General features: G+C 40.7%; 20 protein-coding genes. 8 read left to right on the forward strand and 12 right to left on the reverse strand.

Annotation, left to right across the window (positions count from 1 at the left end; genetic code table 11):
• Nucleotides 1–87: 87 nt before the first annotated feature.
• The 3 genes from QXL17_01335 to QXL17_01345 all read left to right on the forward strand — a co-directional run bounded on the left by QXL17_01335 (nt 88) and on the right by QXL17_01345 (nt 4,233).
• Nucleotides 88–1,101 (forward strand): PKD domain-containing protein, encoded by a 1,014-nt coding sequence (locus QXL17_01335; GenBank protein ID MEM4257780.1) that lies wholly within the window; start codon nt 88–90, stop codon nt 1,099–1,101.
• A 97-nt stretch (nt 1,102–1,198) separates the two neighbouring features.
• The gene (rqcH, locus tag QXL17_01340; GenBank protein ID MEM4257781.1) at nt 1,199–3,193 is read left to right on the forward strand and encodes a ribosome rescue protein RqcH; all 1,995 of its coding nucleotides are present in this window, start codon (nt 1,199–1,201) and stop codon (nt 3,191–3,193) included.
• On the forward strand, nt 3,190–4,233 hold the full coding sequence (locus QXL17_01345) for an mRNA surveillance protein pelota (protein MEM4257782.1): 1,044 nt from the start codon (nt 3,190–3,192) through the stop codon (nt 4,231–4,233). The genes rqcH and QXL17_01345 overlap by 4 nt, the downstream gene beginning before the upstream one ends.
• 18 nt (nt 4,234–4,251) lie before the next feature.
• Here the strand turns inward: QXL17_01345 and QXL17_01350 are convergent, their stop codons facing one another.
• From QXL17_01350 to thiL, 4 genes are all read right to left on the reverse strand, one after another.
• Entirely contained in the window at nt 4,252–4,992 is a 741-nt protein-coding gene (locus QXL17_01350; protein MEM4257783.1) for a hypothetical protein, read from the reverse strand.
• 157 nt (nt 4,993–5,149) lie between these two features.
• Nucleotides 5,150–6,160, reverse strand: a complete 1,011-nt coding sequence (amrS, locus tag QXL17_01355; protein MEM4257784.1) for an AmmeMemoRadiSam system radical SAM enzyme — start codon at nt 6,158–6,160, stop codon at nt 5,150–5,152.
• A gap of 28 nt (nt 6,161–6,188) precedes the next feature.
• Entirely contained in the window at nt 6,189–7,499 is a 1,311-nt protein-coding gene (locus QXL17_01360; GenBank protein MEM4257785.1) for an Ig-like domain-containing protein, read from the reverse strand.
• A gap of 88 nt (nt 7,500–7,587) precedes the next feature.
• Nucleotides 7,588–8,625 (reverse strand): thiamine-phosphate kinase, encoded by a 1,038-nt coding sequence (gene thiL / locus QXL17_01365; protein ID MEM4257786.1) that lies wholly within the window; start codon nt 8,623–8,625, stop codon nt 7,588–7,590.
• A gap of 48 nt (nt 8,626–8,673) precedes the next feature.
• Between thiL and purM the strand changes: the two genes are divergently transcribed.
• Both purM and QXL17_01375 read left to right on the forward strand, forming a co-directional pair.
• Nucleotides 8,674–9,696 (forward strand): phosphoribosylformylglycinamidine cyclo-ligase, encoded by a 1,023-nt coding sequence (gene purM / locus QXL17_01370; GenBank protein MEM4257787.1) that lies wholly within the window; start codon nt 8,674–8,676, stop codon nt 9,694–9,696.
• A gap of 29 nt (nt 9,697–9,725) precedes the next feature.
• Nucleotides 9,726–10,643 carry a tRNA-dihydrouridine synthase family protein gene (locus tag QXL17_01375; protein ID MEM4257788.1) on the forward strand — a complete coding sequence of 306 codons (918 nt, stop codon included), beginning with the start codon at nt 9,726–9,728 and terminating at the stop codon, nt 10,641–10,643.
• Here the strand turns inward: QXL17_01375 and QXL17_01380 are convergent.
• Nucleotides 10,588–12,705, reverse strand: a complete 2,118-nt coding sequence (locus QXL17_01380) for a DNA topoisomerase I (protein MEM4257789.1) — start codon at nt 12,703–12,705, stop codon at nt 10,588–10,590. The genes QXL17_01375 and QXL17_01380 overlap by 56 nt on opposite strands.
• 123 nt (nt 12,706–12,828) lie before the next feature.
• Between QXL17_01380 and purE the strand changes: the two genes are divergently transcribed.
• Genes purE through QXL17_01395 form a run of 3 tightly spaced genes read left to right on the forward strand, consistent with a single transcriptional unit; the run spans nt 12,829 to nt 14,825 of the window.
• The gene (purE, locus tag QXL17_01385) at nt 12,829–13,275 is read left to right on the forward strand and encodes a 5-(carboxyamino)imidazole ribonucleotide mutase (GenBank protein MEM4257790.1); all 447 of its coding nucleotides are present in this window, start codon (nt 12,829–12,831) and stop codon (nt 13,273–13,275) included.
• A 17-nt stretch (nt 13,276–13,292) separates the two neighbouring features.
• The gene (gene guaA / locus QXL17_01390; protein MEM4257791.1) at nt 13,293–14,240 is read left to right on the forward strand and encodes a glutamine-hydrolyzing GMP synthase; all 948 of its coding nucleotides are present in this window, start codon (nt 13,293–13,295) and stop codon (nt 14,238–14,240) included.
• 6 nt (nt 14,241–14,246) lie between these two features.
• Nucleotides 14,247–14,825 carry a GMP synthase subunit A gene (locus QXL17_01395; protein ID MEM4257792.1) on the forward strand — a complete coding sequence of 193 codons (579 nt, stop codon included), beginning with the start codon at nt 14,247–14,249 and terminating at the stop codon, nt 14,823–14,825.
• A 1-nt stretch (nt 14,826) separates the two neighbouring features.
• Here the strand turns inward: QXL17_01395 and QXL17_01400 are convergent, their stop codons facing one another.
• From QXL17_01400 to QXL17_01430, 7 genes are read right to left on the reverse strand one after another with little or no spacing between them, the layout of a single operon-like run.
• Nucleotides 14,827–15,342, reverse strand: coding sequence for a hypothetical protein (locus QXL17_01400; protein ID MEM4257793.1), 516 nt, complete (start codon nt 15,340–15,342; stop codon nt 14,827–14,829).
• Between the two features lie 53 nt (nt 15,343–15,395).
• A complete protein-coding gene (locus QXL17_01405; GenBank protein MEM4257794.1) occupies nt 15,396–15,947 on the reverse strand; it encodes a UbiX family flavin prenyltransferase in 552 nt (183 codons plus the stop codon).
• 11 nt (nt 15,948–15,958) lie between these two features.
• On the reverse strand, nt 15,959–16,696 hold the full coding sequence (locus QXL17_01410; protein MEM4257795.1) for a geranylgeranylglyceryl/heptaprenylglyceryl phosphate synthase: 738 nt from the start codon (nt 16,694–16,696) through the stop codon (nt 15,959–15,961).
• 45 nt (nt 16,697–16,741) lie between these two features.
• Nucleotides 16,742–17,521 (reverse strand): inositol monophosphatase family protein, encoded by a 780-nt coding sequence (locus QXL17_01415; GenBank protein MEM4257796.1) that lies wholly within the window; start codon nt 17,519–17,521, stop codon nt 16,742–16,744.
• A gap of 15 nt (nt 17,522–17,536) precedes the next feature.
• Nucleotides 17,537–18,025: a small multi-drug export protein gene (locus tag QXL17_01420; GenBank protein ID MEM4257797.1), complete on the reverse strand. Its 489-nt coding sequence runs from the start codon at nt 18,023–18,025 to the stop codon at nt 17,537–17,539.
• Nucleotides 18,022–19,314, reverse strand: a complete 1,293-nt coding sequence (pyrC, locus tag QXL17_01425; protein MEM4257798.1) for a dihydroorotase — start codon at nt 19,312–19,314, stop codon at nt 18,022–18,024. The genes QXL17_01420 and pyrC overlap by 4 nt, the downstream gene beginning before the upstream one ends.
• Complete coding sequence (locus tag QXL17_01430) at nt 19,298–19,909, reverse strand: TIGR00296 family protein (protein ID MEM4257799.1); 612 nt, start codon at nt 19,907–19,909, stop codon at nt 19,298–19,300. Before QXL17_01430 ends, pyrC begins: the two co-directional genes overlap by 17 nt.
• Nucleotides 19,910–19,935 lie beyond the last annotated feature (26 nt).

Here is a 19,935-nt window from a genome sequence, read left to right on the forward strand (position 1 = left end):
TTTTTCTGGGAGGAATATTTAAAAACCGGTTTGATTTCTCCATTTGTACACTGCATCCTATTTTTGATGAAGGGAGAAAAGAAGAGTATGAACAAGAGCAGGAAGATACTATCATATATGGAGGTATTCGTCATTTTGTTTTCAATGGGTTCCATGGTTCTCATTTCGTTTGATAGCCATGCACTACAGATTGGACCCGAAATAACAATTACCACTGATCAGCTAGAATATTATCCTGGTGAGCAGGTTTCCATTTCTGGTCGTATACTCAATGATGGTCAAGGAGTCCCCTCATCTCCTCTCTGTGTACACGTGAACGATTCTGAAGAAAACATGATTTTTGGTACCTGCGGACTGTCAAATAATTATGGAAATTATACATTTACTTTTTCATTAGACGAATATGCACTGCTTGGTACCTATCATGCAGAAGCACACTCATATCAGTTTGATATTAAAACGACAACTTCCTTTGAGGTCGTATCAACTGTAGTGATAGTTGAGATATCAGGACCTTGTAACGGTGTCACAGGTGTTCCTGTATCGTTCTTCGGCTCGGCAACTGGTGGCAAAAAACCGTATAGCTGGCTGTGGAATTTTGGAGATCAGCAGATCTCCGCTGAACAAAACCCACATCATATCTATTCAACTCCTGGAAATTACACGGTTGTTCTCACAGTTACCGATACAGATGGTCATACCGGTACCGATCTGCTACTAATCACAATTCTACCTGGTGAAAATCAGACACCAAATCAGCCTATGATCTCGGGTCCGTCATCCGGAAAAATAAAAACTGAATATACCTACAATCTTTCAGCAGTTGATCCCGACGGAGATCAAGTGTATTTTTGGATTGAATGGTGTGAAAATTGTGTTGAGCCACAGTGGATTGGGCCATATGATTCTGGCGAAATCGTACCGGTACAGCACGCCTGGGAAAAGAAAGGAATGTATACCATCAGGTTGAAGGCAAAAGATACCATGGGTGCTGAGAGTGCATGGACAACGTTTGAAGTGAGCATGCCGAAGGAAAACCGTATCTTCCGCAGTATGTTTTTCTGGTTCTTGAAAAGTCGTTTTCCTCGTTTTTTTGGGTGATTATACACTTTGTTGGTCGTATGACATGCCTTTCAATGTGCGATTTGTAGACATCCTATTCTTTTTTATTCTTTAAACCTATCTCTGTGTTGGTAGTATGCAACGTGGGCTCTCAGCATTTGACCTCATGGTCGTCGTTCATGATCTTCAAAATAGTATTGGTAGCTATATTGAAAATATCTATCAGATAAGCCGTGATGAGATTCTGATCAAGATCACAAATAAAAATACGCATGAAAAAGAAATCATTTTCATTAGAAATGAAGAACTTATCTGCATCACACAACAGAAATTCAACGTTCCTGAAAAACCATCAGTATTTGCGATGACGCTTCGGAAATATCTACAAAATGGGCGCATCACCAACATAACGCAACATATGTTTGATCGGATCATTTTTATTTCCATTGGTCGTGCTGATGGGGAATACACCTTAGTTGTTGAGTTAATCCCTAAGGGGAACATTATTCTGCTCAATTCAGAGTCAGTTATTCTTGCCTCGTTGATTCGTCAGCAATGGGCCCATCGAACCATAAAAATACATGAAAAATATGTACTGCCGCCCTCGCAGATAAACCCTTTCGAACTATCGTATCAAGTATTTGCAGATCTTCTTAAAAGAAGTACGAAGGATCTTGTTCGTTTTTTTGCTGTGAATCTGAATTTCGGTGGAGCCTATGCTGAGGAGTTATTATCGCGTATCGGTATGGATAAAACCATAAAACCTCACAATCTTTCTGAAGTAGATATTCAAAAACTTTTTGACGCCATGCAACAATTTTTAGACATCTTCCGCCAGAAACAATTTGAACCATATCAAGTTCGGAGAGATTCTGCGATTGTCGATGTGATCCCAATATTGTTTAAAAGCTACGCTGCTGAAAATTTAGAACTCTGTGGATGTTTCATTTCAGGCCTTGAAGCGCTGATTAGTCAAAGAAAACAAACTAAAAAAACAATAGCGACTTCTCTAGTAAAAAGAGAGGCGCTCCATCGGCAATTGCGACAACAGCAAGAATCAATTCAAGAATTTCAAAAAAGGATGCTAGAAAAACAAAAAGAAGGAGAGCTAATCTATCATTATCAGCAAGCTCTTGATCAAATTCTTACTACAGCGGTTGATGTTCTTAAACAAAAAGATAAAACCGAAGGTCTTGGACTTCTTAAAAAACATCAGATGGTTTCTGATGTCAATTTTGAGAATCAAACGATAACCGTCCTTCTTCGTGATACTGATAATACTGAATATCAAGTGATTTTAGATATCTATAAAAGCGTATCTGAGAATGCGCAAAATGCGTATGCTGAACGTAAAAAACTCTCAGAAAAAATTAAAGGTGCACTTGAAGCTGTTGAACAAACAAAAGCTGAACTAGCCAATCTTGAAAAACACATGCAACAAGAGGAACGAGAACAACATCGAGCGATCAGCACAGAGAAAAAATCTGAAAAAACGTATTGGTTTGAACAGTTCCGCTGGTTTATCACTTCTGAAGGCAATGTAGTTGTCGGTGGAAAAGATGCAAAATCTAATGAACTTGTGGTTAAAAAATATCTTCGCGATGGTGATCGGTATGTTCATGCCGATGTTCATGGAGCGCCCAGTGTTATTGTAAAAACAAAAAATATCCATGATGAACACCTATCAATTTCTGAGAAAAGCCTTGAGGAAGCATGTATATATGCTGCTTCATTCTCAAAAGCATGGAATCAGTTTGCTGAAGCACAAGCATACTGGGTGCATCCTGAGCAGGTGAGTAAAACACCGCAGAGTGGTGAATATGTTCCGAAAGGTGGTTTTATTATCCGGGGGAAACGGAATTACCAGCGGTGTACGCTTGAACTTGCCGTGGGAAAAATCAATCTCGATGGTATCGAAAAACTCATGTGTGGACCCGAGCGTGCTGTACAAGCATATACTGATCGGTATCTTGTTGTGGTTCCGGGTGGCATGAAAAAGGCGATTGTGGCAAAAATCATAGCACGGACGTTTGCTGTATCTGTGGAATCAGTTGAGCAGATTCTTCCTCCGGGTAATATGCAGATCAGTCGCAGCGTTGGTCTGACCGTTGAAGAAGGTGATTACCCGTGAAAATCGTTTTTCAGGATCATAAAACCGGTGAACTGAAAATAATCGCTGAAAATCTTGATGATCTCTGGCATTTGTATCATATCATTGAGGAAGGAGATTTGGTTCGTGGAGTCACATTTCGTACTGATGAACAGCCGGGTGATAAACTTCGATCGAAAAAACCTGAGAAAAAAAGAATGAAGCTCGGCATCCGGGTTGAAAAGGTTCAGTTCCATGAGTTTTCTGATCGGCTTCGAATCCAAGGAGTTATTGAGGAAGGACCGCAGGATATAGGTTCGTATCACACGTTCAATATTGATGCCGAGAGTATGGAAGCGTTTTCGATTGTGAAGGATCAATGGAAGGAGCATCAGCTGGAACGCATTAATGAGGCGGTGAAGCAGCGCATGCAGCCAGTTCTTGTTTTTGTAAGTCTTGATGAAGATACTGCAACCGTTGCGATTCTTCGGCAGAGTGGCGTGCAGTGGATTGCTGATGTTGATTCGAAACGATCTGGGAAGATGTATGAAAGTAAGGAAACAAGCTATGAGTATTTTGGTGACATTGTTGGTATTCTGAAAACCTATGTGACTAAAGAAACACCTCTCGTGGTGATTGGTCCTGGTTTTACTCGCGAACATTTTATAGCATTTGGTAAATCCAAGTATGCTGAGTTGTTTTCAAATGTTCAGACACATGCAACAAGTCATCCTGGAATGAATGGTATTCATGAGGCGTTAAAACTTGGTGTAGTTGAGCAGATCACTAAGGATAATCGGGTGTCACTTGAGACACGTCTGGTTGAGAAACTTTTTGAGGAGATTAAAAAAGATGGATGTGTAACATATGGTGCTGCGGAGGTTGAGGATGCCTTGCATCGAGGTGCAGTTGAGCGATTGTTAATTTCCGATGTTTTTGTTCGCAGTAAGAAAGGAGAACAACTGTTAGAGCTTGCTCGGCAGACCCGGAGTGATTTCACCATTATCAATTCATTACATGAAGCTGGGAGAAAATTTGAACATCTCGGTGGTGTTGCAGCGTTACTAAGGTTTAAAATTTAAATAAAAAAGATTTCGTTTTTAGATGTATCTGCTGCAGCCTGTTTTGAGAATCATCGAAAGATACGGAGGTTCCCAAGTATCATCCGTGTTGTAGGTATTTTGATGTGTGTTTTTTGTTTCTTCTTTCGTTTCGCTGATCAATGCGTTAAAGTAGGTGTAGGTTATTTTTACGTCGAAATCGTTTCCTTTATCTCTGAGGTATTTGAAGAATCTGAAGATTTTTTCACCGGTTTGTACTTTGACGTTAATAGTGAATGTTTCATCAGCGGTTTTATAGTAGTCTGCTTTGATGGCATCTTCTGCATCTGAGAGCGTTGATGCTTGTATAGTTGTAATCGTTGGAAGTGTGTTCATTCGGAACGTCAGAGTCATGGTACCGTTACCGGTTTGTTTTTCGGTTTTGGTTTGACCTTTTCCGGTTACATCAACCGTGAGGGTATCTAATCCTTTTTTCCTGAGGAGTCCATAGGTGTGATCATCAGTCCAGGAAAGCTCAATTGTTACTTCGAGGAGGTTGTCTTGGGTAAGTGTAATTTCTTTGGAGTATGGTTTGTTTTTGCTCGTATAGAGCTCGTCGTTGAGCTGGTATGTCCCTGAAGAAGTCTGCCAGGCGACCTGGTATGTGGTTTCACCAGGTGGTGTATGTTCATTGTTTGTTTTCTCTGGTGGGACGTACACAGCGATACCGACACCGGCAATAACAAGAACCAATACGCCGATAATAATAACTATTTTATCGTTTTTCTTTAAACTGACCATAGTGATGTCACCTTACACGTTTGTTCAGAATGCAAGATATTTATATATTTCTGCAGTATATTAGTATGCTTCCTGGTTTATTAAATTTTTCCATTATTTATATATTTTTATCTTTTTAATAATTATCCTGAGGGAGATGTTCCCACGGCTCTTGGTTTTAGTCAGAGATTATCGGAAGAATCGTCCCGCAATACATACATCGTTTATTGTTTACTCCTGTAAGTTGTATTGAGAACCCATGGCGTTCGATAACGGTTTTGTGGCAGATGGGGCATCTGGTGTTTTCGTAGGAACCATGAGCGATATTTCCAAGATATGCGTAGAGTAATCCTTGGTTTTGTGCATGTGAATAAATAGTAATCATAGTTTCTTTCGGGGTTGCCGGTAGGTTTGTCATCTGGTGGTCTGGATGGAATCTGGTAAAATGAACCGGTGTTTCTCGACCAAGTTTTTCAAGAACCCATCGGCAAAACTTGTTAATTTCATCTAACGTGTCATTGTATCCTGGGATTACAAGATATGTTAATTCGACATGAATTCCAAGATTTTTTGCAAGCTCACAAGTGTTTAGAACAGGTTCAAGTCGTGCGGTACAGATTTTGTGATAAAATGATTCCGTGAATGCTTTCGCATCAATATTCATTGCATCTAAATACTGGGAGAGTTCCCTGAGCGGGTCTTCATTGATATATCCATTGGTTACATAGACGGTAGCAAGTCCTTGTCTTTTTGCATATTTCATTGTGTCATAGGCGTATTCATGCCAAATTGTTGGTTCGTTGTACGTCCATGCGATACCTCTACAGTTATGTTCTTGGGCGATTGCAACTGTTTGTTCAGGAGTAAGTTCTCGAAAAGGAAAATGATAGGGTTGTGCTGTTGAAATACTTGCATTCTGACAGTGAGCGCATTTCATGGTACAACCTACAGATCCGATCGATAATACCAATGATCCTGGATAGAAATGATACAATGGTTTTTTTTCAATGGGGTCATCAGCAATCGATGAACAAGACCCATAAATCAGAGAAATCAGTTTTCCTTGCTTGTTTTCACGGACACCACAAATTCCGCGTCTTCCTGAAGGAATCGTACATTGATGTGGACATAATAAACATTGGACCTGTTGATTATCCAGGGGCCGCCAGAATTTTGCTTCATGATGCATTGCTGTTTTTCATACAAAAACAGTTTATTTATGTTTCGCCAAGAATAAGCCCTTTTCGGTTTGTTACTCGATACGGATATTTGTCGTTGATTTGGGGCTCCATGGTTTTATATTCGGCAAACGCCTTATCGGTTCGTAGCATATATTTAGCATAATAAAATGCTTCTTCGACCGATACTTTTCCATCTTTGAAGAGGTGTAACCGAGAAGGTACTCCTCGTTTGAGAAAACCTGGTTTGAAGCCATCAGCATCTCCTGTTTTGATACCCTCAAACCAGAGTAAGGTAAACAGAGGGCCCTGAGTGGTGCTGGCGTATCCTTGTCTGAATTTACTGGTGCTTGAAATGACAATACGACCTGAACGTGGTATCCCTGATTTGAACAGAAGTGATGTTGAAAAATCATAAATGGTTTTATCTGCAAAACCTCCACTATAGCAAGCGTCAACGATCAGTGTTGTTTTTTTAGATCGAAGTCCAAATAGCATTTTTCCCAAGTCACGATCACTCAGTAGTCCATCCCAGAGAAAGATCTGACTTCGTTCGAATAGTTTTCCACCGGTTGCTGAGTTGCTTGCATCTCCATATCCATGGTTGAAAATCCAGATGAACACTTCGCTATCGCGGTAGGAGTTTGCTTGGTTCACGAGATGGGTAACAACCTGGATGAACGTATCTTTGGTTGCTGCTCCATAGGTAACCGCATAGCTATGCTTGCGTTGCTGCAAGGTTTCTATTCTTTCACCATAGCCGTTGTCTTTTCGAATCCATCCATCGTCAAAAAGAATCACAATGTTTTCTGTGGCATAGTTGTAGTGGGTGATGAAATATGCTGCCATTTCTTCAGCAAGGTATAATCCACCGTTGCCAAGTTTACTTTCATTCTCTTTGGGAAAGTTTGCGGCTGCGACAAAGAGAGCCCATTTGTGGCCATCTGAAGAAACATTTTTCGGATTTTCTAAGGTAACGTTAATCGAAGAGATTTTTGAATACTGTTTACCATCATATGCTCGTACACTAATCATGTAGTCTGCATTTTTCTCAGAATATGCAATCCAGGTGTAGCTCCACTGGGTTAGACCACTTACATTGGTCCATGTTGTGTTGCCGATTTTAATTTCAACACTAACCAGCTCCTGATCTCCATCCGGGTCAGATGCAGTTCCACTGATCATAACTAGTTGGGAGACCACAGCATGATCTGACGGATACACTATGGTGACAATTGGTTTTTTGTTAGCATGGTAGGGATCCCGGGTGCCTAGTGTAAAGTAGTACACAATTCCTATAAGTATCAGAACTACGAGTACTGTGCATACAGTGATCAGCTTTTTGTTCATTCTTTCTCTAATAAAAAAAGTACTCTTGGTCCTTTAATATCTTTATGGAACAATTGGTACCGGATTCTGAAGGAAGAATCGTGTTGTTTTACCACGTAATGTTTTTTTTAAAATGTTCATACCCTTTGTTCTCAAGAACTGTGGTATCACTCCCAGTATATAATAGAATTTTTTTTGTTTTTGTTACAGTTCCAATCGGATAGAGAGATACACCTTTTTTTCCTACGGCTTTTTTTGTTTTTTCAAACACAGTTGGCGGAATTGTAACAAGGAGTTCATAGTCACCACCGAAATGCAAAGAAACAGCAGGAACATCAAGGTTTTTTATTTTCTTTGCTACTGATCTGAGTTCTGGTGAAATCGGAAGTTTTTCTTGATCTATTTCAACCCCAATCTGGTTCATTTCTTGGAGTTGATACAGCGATGACGATAAACCATCGGAAAGATCCATACAACTGGTAACATGATGCGTCTGAGCTAGTATTCTCCCTTCGTTGAGTCGAGGCCATGGTTCAAACAAGAATCGGCAGATTTTTCTGTCAGTAATGTTATGGCGGAGTGCATAGTATCCAGCTCCAGCTTTTCCGAGCGTTCCAGTGACTGCAACCACATCGCCAATCTGTGCTCCTCGACGTGCCATGAACTCATTTTTATTCACCCTGCCAAATGCAGTCCCTGAAAGTGTTATTTCTCGTGTTTCTTTGGTATCACCGCCAACGATTGTTGTTCCAAAACGAGTTGCACAGGTGTTTAAACCACGACTTACTTCTTTGAGAAATTGTTCTGAGGTTTCCGTAGGCAACCCCAGAGATACAACTAATCCAAGTGGTGTTCCTCCTTTTGCTGCAAGGTCACTGAGGTTGATTGCGCAGAGAAACCAACCAATCTGAAATGGTCTCATCTCCTGTGGTATGTGGGTTTTTTCAGAAATCATGTCGGTTGTTATGAGCAGATAGTCTTTTCCAAGATCAATCGCGGCGCAATCGTCGCCAAGACCAACCAGGCTAGTATCCTGAGTGAGTATCGATGTGATGAGTTGTATCGCTTTTCGTTCTCCGAGGTCTGAGAGTTTTTTCACAAATTGTTCAACACGTGGGGTATTCAAAAGGTTTATGATAAAAAACATGTTTTTCCCCTTGATGTATGCTGTAGGGAGTGATTGATTTTGAAAAAAATGACGTATGCAGATAGCGGTGTTGATATTTATCAGAAAGAAGAAGCAATTACCTCGCTACTTTCAAGTATTACAACAAAAAGAACCGGGTTTGGCAAACCCTTAGGGGGGCACTATGCAGGTCTTATCGATTTTGGACCATATGCATTAGTCCTTTGTACTGATGGTGTTGGAACGAAAATCAAAATCGCTGAAGCATTGAACAAGTGGGATACTATTGGTATCGATTGTATCGCAATGAATGTCAATGATGCGATCTGTGTTGGTGCAGAACCGCTTGCATTTGTTGATTATCTAGCGGTAAACAACCCAGATGCTGAAATAACAAAGGAAATCGGTAAGGGGTTAAACAAGGGAGCAGAACTTGCTCGAATATCAATTATTGGTGGTGAAACTGCTGATCTGCCTGAAATCATCAATGGTCTTGATCTTGCAGGAACGTGTCTAGCCTATGTGAAAAAAACTGATATCGTGATGGGTGATCGTATTCGTCCTGGTGATATCATCATTGGCCTTTCAAGCACTGGAGTTCATTCTAATGGCTACACGCTTGCACGAAAAGTAGTTACTGAATCTGGTTTTGCATACACTGATCGATTTCCTGAGGGCTGGTATCCCGGGAAAACCATTGGTGAAATCATGCTTGAACCAACAAGAATCTACGTTCGAGAAATCTTGCAGCTTCTTAAAAAAATCAAAGTCCATGGATTAGCTCATATCACCGGAAGCGGCCTTCGGAATCTCCCTCGATTAAAGAAACAGGTGAAATATGTACTTACCGATCCCTTTGCACCTCAGCCTATTTTTCAGTTTTTACAAACGTATGGAAACATCGAAGACGCAGAGATGTATCATACATTTAACATGGGCATGGGATTTGCAGTAATCGTTGCAGAGCAAGATGCCGAAGAAACCGTCAAAATTCTTACAAAATATTCAGATGCAGAGGTACAGATCGTCGGAATGATCACGAAAGGATCTGGTGTTGAAGTCCCAAGTTTGAATATAGCGTTCCAACCATAGGTTTTTTTCTGAGTACGTATGTAGGGTATATGAAAATCGGAAATGTTGAAATCAAGAATCCTTTTGTTCTTGCTCCACTTGCAGGAGTGAGTTGTACCGCGTTTCGTTTGCTCTGCAAAGAGAACGGCGCAGGGCTTATTTATACGCAGATGATTGATGCAGAACGTATCTCTGAGAAAAAACCTGAGGAGGTACAATCGTTTCTGAATATTCTGCCGCAGGAACGACCAGTAACCGTCCAACTTATTGGCAGTACCAAACAAACATTACTTCGTGCAGTACACGTAGTTGAACCATTTGCTGATATTATTGATTTGAATGTTGGCTGTATTGAGGAGGATTATCTTTCGAAAGGATGCGGTGCAGCATTGCTTAAACATCTTGATCATCTTGAGACGCTCGTCAACGCGATGGTGAGTGCAACTGCAAAACCTATCACGGCGAAAATACGGATTGGGTGGGACAACCAGCATATCAATGGTGTAGCAGTAGCACAACGTTTGGAAAACAACGGTCTTGCTGCTCTCTGCGTTCATGGGAGAACTGCTGATCAAAAATATGCGGGTAAGGTCAACTGGACGATCATGAAGCAAATTAAACAAAAACTTCACATCCCAGTTATTGCAAATGGAGATGTTAAAAGTTATACTGATGGTCTTGCAATGTTGGAAAAAACAGGATGTGACTTGGTGATGATCGGCAGAGAAGCTATGCACTGCCCGTGGGTATTCAGTCAAAAACCAGTTGATATCAAGCAGCAGATTCTCCGATTTATTGATCTGTATCAACGTTATGAACAGCGCCAGTCAGTTGTAGAGATTAGTGATCATGTGTTTTGGATGCTTCGTGATTTTCAAACAACTCAGGATACGAAGAAGGTTCATCTGTTATCTACGGTTGGTCAGATTCAGCGTTTTGTTGCTCGGTTAGATTCTCGTCTTGAGTAGATTTCTTTTTTAATGACGATGGACGTTCTGTTTGTTTCGATGAGGTTGTAGTTCCATTGTTTTTTTTCTTAGGGCAAGCTGGGTTTAGACAGAGATCCCAATGTCGTTTACCTTTGAATTTCACCCGGATAATTGGTGTTTTACATTCAGGGCAGAGTTTATCGGTGAGGATCAAACCACCCTGCTGAGGAAGAGAATACGTGTTTTTACAGTCAGGATACCCGGTGCAACCAACAAATCGTTTCCCTTTTTTTGATGTGCGAACCATGAGATCTTTTCCGCATTGAGGACATGAACCAATGTTATGCTGCTGACGGACTGCTTTGGTGATACTTTGTTTAATCTCCTCTTTTAGTGGTTCAAGATCTCTCATAACTTCTGTGAGCATCTGACGAGATTCTGTGACCACTTCGATGAGTGTTTTCTTTCCTTCAGCGATGGCATCCATATCTTCTTCGAGACGAGCCGTCATAACTGGTTTGACGACATCGCAATGTCCAAGTGCTTCAACCACGGCGATTGCAGTTGCTGTGGGAACAGGGGGTGAACCATGGATATACTTCCTGCTGTACAGTTTACTAATGATTTCATGACGGGTTGATTTTGTTCCAAGTTTTAGTTCCTCCATTTTTGCGATCAAAGATCCTTGAGAGTATCGCTGGGGAGGTTTCGTCGCATCTTCTTTTATCTCGATATTCTCAACCTGGATTGATTCTCCTTGCGTAAGCTCAGGAAGTACTGTATGTTTTTCTTTGTAGTATGGATATACGTCACGCCAGTTTGATTCAAGAAGTTTGTAACCTTCTGCGTTGAATAGTTCGCCACCGATGTCAAGCTGTATTTTTGTTCGTTCTGCTACAGCGTTTTTTGTCAGGGTTGCAAGAAAACGGCGGCAGATTAATTCATAGATTTTTTTCTGTTCTGCTGAGAGTTTTTTGCTTGGTGCATCGACAGGATGTATTGGTGGATGATCGGTTGCTTGTTGTTTTCCCCGTGTTGGGTAGTCTCTGCTGTGCGTAAGGACGTAGTCAACTTCTTTTGAGAATTGAGATGTTTTCAGTTTTTCAAGAATACCTCGGATATTGAGTGAATTTGGATACACGGTATTATCTGTTCGCGGGTATGAGGTTAATCCCATCATATAGAGTTCTTCAGCGATGTTCATTGCTTTGGCTGCTGAAAAACCAAGATACGATGCTGCCTGAAGAAACGTTGTCGTGTTGAAAGGAGATGGCGGTGTTTCTTCTTCAATCTTTTTTATTATTTCTTTTACCGTTGCTTGGTGTACCTCTTTTATTTTTTCATAGATCTGTGTTGCATGTTGTTTTTCCCAGAAAAATTCTTCACTGTGATCTGCATCAAATGTGGTATTTTTTATCAGATGAGCAATAATTTTCCAATATGGTGTTGGAATGAATTTTTTAATTTCTTTTTCTCGTTCAACAAGAAGCGCCATGGTTGGTGATTGCACTCTGCCGATAGAGAGAAAGTCTCGTCCAAGACGCCGTGAGGTCAATGAAATAAATCTCGTGAGAACAGCACCCCAGACAAGGTCAATGATCTGACGCGCCTCAGCAGCATTTGCTAAATTATAATCAACCTCGACAAGATCAGAAAACGCTTTCGTAATTTCATATGGGGTTATGGCACTATACTTTGCTCGTTTGATTTGAACAATATTTTTATTATACTCTTTTAGGAGATCAACAACTTCAACACCGATCAGTTCTCCTTCACGATCATAGTCAGTTGCAACAATTAAAAATGGGTTTTTGTCAACAAGTGATTTCAATGCTGCAGCAATACCTTTTTCATGAATTTTTTTAATTGGTTGTACCTCAATGAGTTCATGTGGTTGGATTTTCTGCCATTGGTTAAAATCAGTTGGATAATCAAGGGTGATGATATGACCTTTTAAACCAATAACATCCCACGGTTCACCATCTTTTTCAAACTGATAGACAGGGATTTTTCCGATATGAGTACTTTTTGCAGTACCATTAGACAAAATATAGGCAATTCGTCGTGCAGCTATGTTTTTTTCGCAAATAACCAGTTTCATCGGGTGTTCACTATTTTTATTGTGCAATCACGTCATTAACAACTCCTATAACTAGTTTGCGATACTCTAAAAAAGTTAGTTGAAACTATTTATATGAAGAGCATAATATCCTGGTGAGGTACTATGAAAGTTCAAATTGTTATGGGATCAAAATCAGATATGCCGGTAGCAGAAAAAGCAAAAGAGATACTTACTGAGTTTGATGTTGAACATACGATTACTGTTGCTTCAGCGCATCGGACACCTGATGTCGTAAAAAATCTTGTCGAAAAAAGTGACGCTGATGTTTTTATTGGGATAGCTGGTCTTTCAGCAGCACTCCCTGGAGTCATCGCTTCCCATACAACAAAACCAGTCATTGGAGTTCCAGTGAGCGGTAAAATCAATCTTGACGCGATTCTTTCGATTGTCCAAATGCCTCCAGGTGTTCCGGTTGGAGCAGTTGGTCTTGATCGGGGAGAAAATGCAGCGTTGCTTGCTGTTGAAATTCTTGCAGTTCATGATGAAAAATTAGAAAAAAAACTGGTTGATTATCGGAAAAAAATGCGGGAAAAAGCACTTGCGCAATAGAACCAAAGGTTGCTTTTATGTTTCGTGCTGAAACCTTTATAAAAAAAACTGTTGAACAGCTCAAAGCAGACATTCGTGGAAAAGCTTTAATTGCGTTTTCAGGTGGTGTTGATAGTACCGTATGTGCTGCACTCGTCAACAAAGCAATCGGTGATCACCTCGTCGCGGTACATGTTGACACAGGATATATGCGAAAAAATGAATCAGCAACCGTCAAACAAATGATGGATTCGATGGCATTGAACAATCGATTTATTAATGCAAGTCATGAGTTCTATTATGCATTGAAAAATGTTGAAGATCCTGAACAAAAACGAAAAATCATTGGGGAAAAATTTATCAGAATTTTTGAACGAGTCGCACGTGAGGAATGTATTCAATATTTGGTTCAAGGAACTATCGCCCCTGATTGGATTGAATCAGGTGGTGGTCTTCGTGATACGATTAAATCACATCATAATGTCGGTGGCCTCCCAAAGGATATGAACCTAACCTTGGTTGAACCACTCCGTGATTTATACAAAGATGAGGTTCGTCAGGTAGCTCGTGCGTTACATCTGAACGTTTCAGAACGTCAGCCGTTTCCTGGTCCTGGTCTTGCAATTAGAATTATCGGAGAAGCATCCCCTGAGAGAACTGAAATAGTTCGTGAGGCGTGTTATATTGTTGAGACAGAAATCGATGCAGCAGTCGCAAAAGGACGTATGGAACGCCCATGGCAGTATTTTGCAGTACTTATACCTATTAAAACTGTTGGTGTTCATGGTGATAAACGTGCTTATGGGAATACAATCGCGATTCGTGCAGTCCAGAGTGTAGATGCAATGACTTGTCAGTATAGTTCGATACCCCATGAGGTTTTGGATCAGATTTCAACAAAAATTACCAATACATTGAAAGATAGGGTGAATAGGGTTGTCTATGATATAACAAATAAACCTCCTGGGACTGTGGAGTGGGAATAATATACTATGGTTAAAATCTATGTTGTTGACAATGGTGGTCAGTGGACGCATCGTGAATGGAGGACCCTTCGTGATCTTGATGTTGAAACAAAAATAGTACCAAACACGATTTCCTTTGATGAGCTTCAACAGGAAGAAGTTGATGGCTTAGTTTTGTCTGGTGGCGCACCTCGGATCGGGTTGGAGTCAACGCTTGGCAATTGTGATGAATATCTGAAAAAAGCTTCCTTTCCGATTCTTGGTATTTGTGCGGGTCACCAGTATATGGCACGGTTTTTTGGTGGAGATGCTCAGCCGTCAAAAATTCCTGAGTTCGGGAAGATAGAACTTCATCTTCTCAGGGATAATGAAGAGTTGTTTCAACATGTTCCTCAGAAGTCGATTGTATGGGAATCCCATAACGATGAAGTAACCAAACTTCCAAAAGATTTTGTGCATCTCGCTGAGAGTGAATATTGTAAAATCCAGGCAATGCGACATACGAAAAAACCTTTCTTTGGTCTTCAATTTCATCCTGAGGTCGAACACACTGAATATGGTGAACAAATCTTTCAAAATTTTGTCGCTCTTTGTAAACAATACTAAACTATGGTATCAACATTTTTTTGATTTTTTTGAGGAAATATTCAAAGATAACAATGACAAACAGAATTGCAATACTCGTTACAACAAACAAAAGGAAACTATACAGAATTGCTCCTTCAACACCATACGAGGTTACCAGAGTTGATATACTTAGGATAATCCAGATGCCGGCAAGGATCATGGAAAGTATAATTTCAGCACCCCATCCTTTTTTTGCCGTAAACGTTTCCTCAATGTGGTTTATCTCTTCTTCAGTATCTTTGATGATTTTTTTAACTTCGTCAGAATCGTCTTCAGGGCCGAATGGCTCTGCTTTTTCATCCTGTTCGTTTTTTTTCTTCAGAGTATCAAGAAAATTTTTATAACAATCCTCAGAATCGAAAAGGAGCGGCTCACCTTGATATCCACAGTCTTTGCAGATGCTTTTCCATGAGGTGATACCAAAAAGTATGCCTGCATTCATGGTCCCTGCATCAATGCGTCTACTTCCGCAGTTTGGGCATGCCTGAATATCCATAATATGATACCAGCTAATTTTTTGTTATGATCATCCGATGTTTTTAGGTGGTACTACTCCCAACGGCGAAACAAGGTATGACGTATGCTGAGTTGGTCAAGGATTTTTCCAACAATAAAATTAACTAAATCATCAATCGTTTCCGGTTTCTGATAAAACGCTGGCATTGCCGGGAGAATAACTGCTCCTGCTTCTCGTGCTGCCACCATGTTTCGTAAACCAGGGAGATCCAAAGGAGTTTCTCTGATGACCAGAACCAATTTTCGTCCTTCCTTCAGACAGCAACTTGCCGCCCGAGCTGTGAGTGTGGTGCTGTACCCTTGTGCGATTGCAGACAGCGTTTTCATACTGCAGGGGACAATAATCATACCGTCGAGATGAAATGAACCACTGGCAGGACCTGCAGCAAGATCATTATTGTCGTAATATGTGTCTGCAAGTTTCTGAAGATTCTTTGCAGAATATCCTGTTTCATGCTCGAGGATTTTTTTTCCACCATTGCTAATAATTAAATGAATTTCATGCTTTGTTTTTTTTAATTCTTCAAGAAGACGGATGCCGTAGATACTTCCTGAAGCACCAGTCATACTCACCAAATATTTCATACAGTACACCTTCAACTCTCTAAAGAAGCAATTAGATCAGTTAATGTTTGTTTCAAATTTTTTTCTTGTTCAAGAGCTGTACCCGTGATAAGTATGTTTGCCCCTGCCATTGCTTTTTGCCGTGCTGTTGCCGCATCTCTGATTCCACCGCCGACAAGCAAGGTGATCTTAGTGTTTTTTTTCACACCAGTGATCAACGCATCTGATACAGGATAGGGTGCACCTGAACCTGCTTCGAGATAAAAAAACTGCATGCCGAGATACTGAGCTGCAAGAGCATAGTTCACGGCTTGTTGAACATCATCTTTACCGATGAGATCAGCTTCACCGACACGGCCAACAGTCATTCCCGGCTCAACAATAACATATCCCATAGAGAGCGGTTCTAATCCTGATTGTTGAACAAACGGTGCCCCTCGGACGTGCTCTCTGATGACGAAATTTAGATTTCGAGAATTGAGTAAACTCATGAAAAAAACCGCATCAGCGTATTTACTGAGGTATTGTGCACCTGATGGAAAGAGAATGACCGGAAGATCTGAGTTTTTTTTAATTGCAAGTACCGTTTCATCAACTTGCTGGTGTGAAAGAATGGTTGATCCGCCAACCATGATTGCACTGCTCCCAGCATTGGTGACTATTTGAGCGATTTTTCCTGCGGTTTCTGGTTTCTGTTTATCTGGATCAAGTAGTGAAAAATGGAGTGTTTTCTTTTTTGACTTTCTGATAAATTGCTGCGCAAGCGTCATTATTTCTCACATCCTCTTGTGTCCTATTTAAAATTTTTGTACATATTATTGCAACAGATCATGGATGATTTTTTCTGAGCCTGCAACAAGAATATTTGTTCGTTCTTGAAGTGAAAACTCCATATCTAAAATATCTCCTGCAAGATTGTACACAAAACCTCCTGCTTCACGAACAACAAGTGTTGCTGCCGCAATATCGGTAACTCGAAGGTAGTTACGTTCAACCATATAATAGTCAAAACCACCTGTTGCGACATAGCACATTTCAAGCGACGAACAGCCAAATGCTCGAACATAGTTTTGAGTTCCAAGATGTGTAGTTTTGATATCGGCGTGTTTTCCTAAAGCTAAGCAGGAGAGAAGTTCGTTTGCCGGGATTTCTGGAACCATGATACGATGCTTGTTCAGGTAGGCTCCTTTTCCTTTTTCAGCGATAAAAACATCTCCTGTTGGAATATGTTGTACAATGCCATATTCAACATCAGAGATTGTTTTTTGTCCAACAGCAAGTGACACTGCATAAAACGGTATTCCCCGAACTGCGTTCCGTGTACCATCAACAGGATCAAGAACAAAGGTATATGGTGCATGATGATCGATGAATCCTGCTTCTTCAGAGAGAACATTTATCTTCATTCCAGATTTTTTAATACAGCGAAGTGCAGCGTCCTCAGCGATTTTGTCAAGATATTTTGTTGGGGTGCCATCTGCACCGATACCAATGTTTTTTCCCATTGCATGAAACTCATGAGTTAGGGCTTTTTTGACGGTTCGATGAATGGTTTCAACAGTTTTTAATGCAAGTTGTTTTATTTCTTCATGCATATTTATATCACGGTGTTAAATGTTTACTCCAAAGTAGATCAACAAGGATCGGATGTAGACCGTCATTACAATCATACAAAGAGAAGCAAGAACAATGCCACAAAAAATGGTGATTAATGATTTTATATTGTTCAGCTGAAAGAGGTATGCGATCAGGGCGCCAGTCCACGCACCGGTAAATGGAATCGGGATTGCAACAAAAATAAAAAGACCAACATATTGATACTTGCTGATATGACGATCTGCTTTTCGTCGTGTACGAGCAAATAACCAATCCATGAGTTTACACCAAAAGGAATAGTTTCGCAGGAATTTTTCAACTCGGTGAAAAAATACCAGGATGAACGGTATCGGAAGAAAATTCCCAAGAACTGCAAGTGGAAACGCCTGCCACCACATCCATTCTAGTTGAATCATTGCATAAGGGATAGTATATCGTGCTTCAACCCACGGAAACATGGAAAAAAGAAAGATCTGGGCCCATTCAGGAATGTTTGAAATCATCGTTGAGGTTCACCTATACATGTTCCATAGCCTGGTTTTCCAACCAAGGTGTAGTCATCGATAATCTGTTCTCCTCTGACAAAGACATGTAGGGGAAAGAGAGCAGGCATTCCTTCAAATGGAGTCCAACCGCATTTCGAATGAAGAGCGTCCGCATGTATTGTTTGCAGTTTTTTAAAGTCAATGACAATAAAATCTGCGTCTCTGCCGATTTCAATTTTACCTTTCGGAATGCCAAGAATCTGTGCCGGCCGTTCACAGAGAAGTGATATCATCTGCCGAAATGAAAGAGCATCTTTTTTAACCTCGGCAAGCAGTAACGGATACATGGTTTCAACACCAGGGATTCCTGAAGGTGCTTTGTCAAACTCAGTTTCTTTTTCAGTAAGCGTATGTGGTGCATGATCTGATTCAAGAACATCGATACTATTATTTTTTATGCCATACCAGAGCGTTTCTCGATCGAATCCTGATCGAAGCGGCGGATTCACTTTATACCACGTTTCATTACCCGAGATAGTATCGCAGTCAAAGTAGAGATGATGGGGTGTTACGCCAACGGTGATATGTGCAGGTCGTCTGCGGAGAAGTTCAAATCCTTCAAGAGATGATAAATGGCAGATATGAACCGGTGTTGTGATCTGTTTTGCATGCGTGAGGATATTTTTTATCGCCGTAACTTCGCATTCTGAAGGGCGCGCCTGTACATGATCCTTTAAATTTCGTTCTACAATCGTATGTTGTTGCAAGCAGGTTTCTGATTCTGCGTGGATCAGGGTTACTTTTTTAGTATGCATAATTTCTTCAAATGCGACCTGGAGATTACGTTCATTGAGGTGTAGCGTATTTGTACTCGCTCCTAAAAATATTTTAAAACCATTGCAAACCGAACCAAGTTCTTGTGCCTGGTTGATGTTCGTATCAGTTATTGCTGCATAGAGGCCAAAATCAACATAGCTTTTTTTCTCAGCAAGTTTTTTCTTCTCACGTATTGCTTCAACAGTGATTGTCTGAGGATTCGTGTTTGGCATATCATACACACACGATATTCCTCCGTAAGCTGCTGCTTTTGATCCTGAAGAAAAATCTTCTTTTTTTGGAAATCCTGGGTCGCGGAAATGAACATGCAGGTCGATACCAGCGGGAAGAATAAGTTTTGAGCCGAAGCTGATATGATCATCTGATTTCAAGGTTTTTTTAATCTCACTGATCTTTCCCTGTGTAATGCCAAGGCAGCATGATTCAAACGTGCCGTTGATGTAGATTTTTCCTTCAATTGTGCGATCCATCGAGTTTTTTCTCCTGTATTGTTCCTTTCGGTGTTTGTTCAGCAAAAATCTGACCGGTGAATTTTGAAATTCGTATGTCTTTATCAAACCAAGCATCTGGGAGAAGTCCCGCTTTCATGCAGGTTTGTGAAAGGAATTCTTCGGTATCCCAGCCTTGTTCGACGGGAACCTGCGGGAGGAGCAGACCTGCAAAGAACCCTTGTTCAACAATAAGACCGTCTCGTCCGATTTTGATATGTTGAGGATATTCTGATGGTTTTGAGACAGTAATGAGTTCTGGTTTTGTCAGAATAGTTACTTCGACAACAATGCTGTCGAGTTCTTCTTTTCTGAGTGGGGGAAAGCGTGGATCATGGGTTGCTGAGACCGCTGCATCGGTGATCGCGTGTTTGAGTTGCTTGACCGGGAGAGGTATCCCGATGCATCCTCTCAGTTGATATTCTGGGTAGGTGTGAATAGTAACGAAAACTCCATGTTTTTCAGAAAATGTTGCTGGAAGGTTTTGTACTTCAAGTTTTTGATGTTGAACGTGTTGTTCGATGGTTGTTCGTGCAAGACGAACTGCTTGAATTCCATCTTCTTGTGATAGCATCATAGCAAGAACCACCTCATCTTTTTCTG

Source organism: Candidatus Thermoplasmatota archaeon (assembly GCA_038884455.1).
In the GTDB taxonomy this organism is placed as follows: domain Archaea; phylum Thermoplasmatota; class E2; order DHVEG-1; family DHVEG-1; genus JAWABU01.